Source organism: Clostridium sp. D53t1_180928_C8 (assembly GCF_015667795.1).
Taxonomy (GTDB): Bacteria; Bacillota; Clostridia; order Clostridiales; family Clostridiaceae; genus Clostridium.
In genome coordinates, this window is record NZ_JADPEL010000120.1 from 1 (window position 1) to 1,753 (window position 1,753).

At 27.2% G+C, this 1,753-nt stretch carries 2 protein-coding genes; both read right to left on the reverse strand.

Annotated features, from left to right (window positions below; translation table 11 throughout):
* Nucleotides 1-129: 129 nt before the first annotated feature.
* Entirely contained in the window at nt 130-783 is a 654-nt protein-coding gene (locus tag I4V51_RS20770; RefSeq protein WP_195990337.1) for a hypothetical protein, read from the reverse strand.
* A gap of 98 nt (nt 784-881) precedes the next feature.
* Nucleotides 882-1,724 (reverse strand): metallophosphoesterase, encoded by an 843-nt coding sequence (locus tag I4V51_RS20775; RefSeq protein ID WP_195990338.1) that lies wholly within the window; start codon nt 1,722-1,724, stop codon nt 882-884.
* Nucleotides 1,725-1,753: the final 29 nt, after the last annotated feature.

The following is a 1,753-nucleotide window of genomic DNA, read 5'->3' on the forward strand; positions in this document are numbered from 1 at the left end:
TCCTATTGAATATAGAAGCCACACCTTAGTAGCATAATTTTATATTATTTACCCTGTCTACTTGACAGGGGGCAGTTCAATTAATATAACCTTTTCATTAAAACTTTATTATATTTTTTATACTGTTAATTAACCTTCTACATCTTCAGCTACAGCAACATGAGATACTCTAACAGCCTTTACAAGAATCTCTATAGCCATTTTTTCACGTAACTTGCCATATTGATATAATTTTGGTTCAAAGTGAGCTGAACAACCTTGGAAAAGTCCTTGTTGTGCAACTTCTAAATTAGCATATCCAGCTTTTTGATTTTGAGCTAATCTTCTTGAAGTTTGTTGTGTTTCTTGAACTTGTTGTCCAAAATATGCTGGAGTTATTTCTGCTGGACATAATAATTCATCATTACTTCCAATAACAGCTGCAGCTAAAACTTCTGCTTTATCAGTTCTTTCTAAAACTACACCGTCTGGTAAATCTAAATCTATAGATCCTCCAAATTGAATAACTTTTGTCATGTGTCTGATAGGTCCAACAACTGTTGGTATTCCATTTTTATCTACATAAGCATTTTCTACTACTTTATAAGCTATATTTTTAGTTATCCAAGCATTAAACATTATTGTATTTCCTGCAACAACGTATGGTGTAACTTTAACATCCTCTGTAGTATTCTCTACCATGAATATTCCTCTTGGATAAATTTTTGTAAAATCAAATTCTACCTCTTGAAAAAATACTTTACTTTGTTCTGCTAGTACCACATTTGTTTGAATTATAGGCATAATTTTTTCCCCCTTAAATTATCTTTTGTTTTGTGTCTATGCTACATATTATTCATTTTTAATTAAATGTGTTACATATTAATTTTATTTTTATTTTTTTATTTATTCACTATATCTACAACAACTATATCCGGTCTATTAAATAATCTTAAAGGAAATCCACTATTACCTAGTCCTCTACTTACTACCAATTTATTTTTTTCTCCATATATTCCTTTATAATACTTTGGAAATAATCCTTGTCCCGGAGCAAATATCCCACCTAAGCCAGGTAATATAAATTGCCCACCATGAGCGTGTCCTGAAAACATAATATCAAATTTATATTTGTTATAGGCAAATTCATCTACATATTCAAAATTCTCTGGATAATGTGATAAAACAATCTTAATTCCCATTAACTTTTCTAAATTTTTAAATAAAATTTCATTATTCTCAATTGAATACCTACTTTTAACCTTACTATAAAATTCCCCTCCACCATCTATTCTTTTTTCAGCTAATCCTAAAATATTAATTGTATTACCTTTAATCTTTATACTTTGTATTTGATTTTCTAAAATATTAATATTATTTATTTTTAATTTTTCTATTATTTCATTTAATCTGCTACATCTCATTTCATTATTTCCTAATATATAGTACATAGGAGCCATTTTATTTACTCTACTACAAAATTCAATAATTTCATCTAACTTTTTCATATTTGAATCTATTAAATCTCCTGTTGCCACAACAATATCAGGTTGTTGTTCAATAATTTTTTTATATAAAATATTATTATTTTTCCCAAATTCCTTACTATGTAAATCTGATATTTGTACTATTCTAATTTTATTATTTATATTATGTTTTACCTTTATATCTGTTATTACAATTTTATTATTTTGATAGTAACAAAATATTCCACCAAGCGTAGCTATAGCAATTAGTATTCCCATTACTTTATTCTCCTCCAAATATTAGACAG

What these genes read in the sequence shown, in the direction of transcription:
- I4V51_RS20770 (WP_195990337.1), bottom strand. Translation starts at nt 783, where the DNA reads ATGCCTATAATTCAAACAAATGTGGTACTAGCAGAACAAAGTAAAGTA.
- I4V51_RS20775 (WP_195990338.1), bottom strand. Translation starts at nt 1,724, where the DNA reads ATGGGAATACTAATTGCTATAGCTACGCTTGGTGGAATATTTTGTTAC.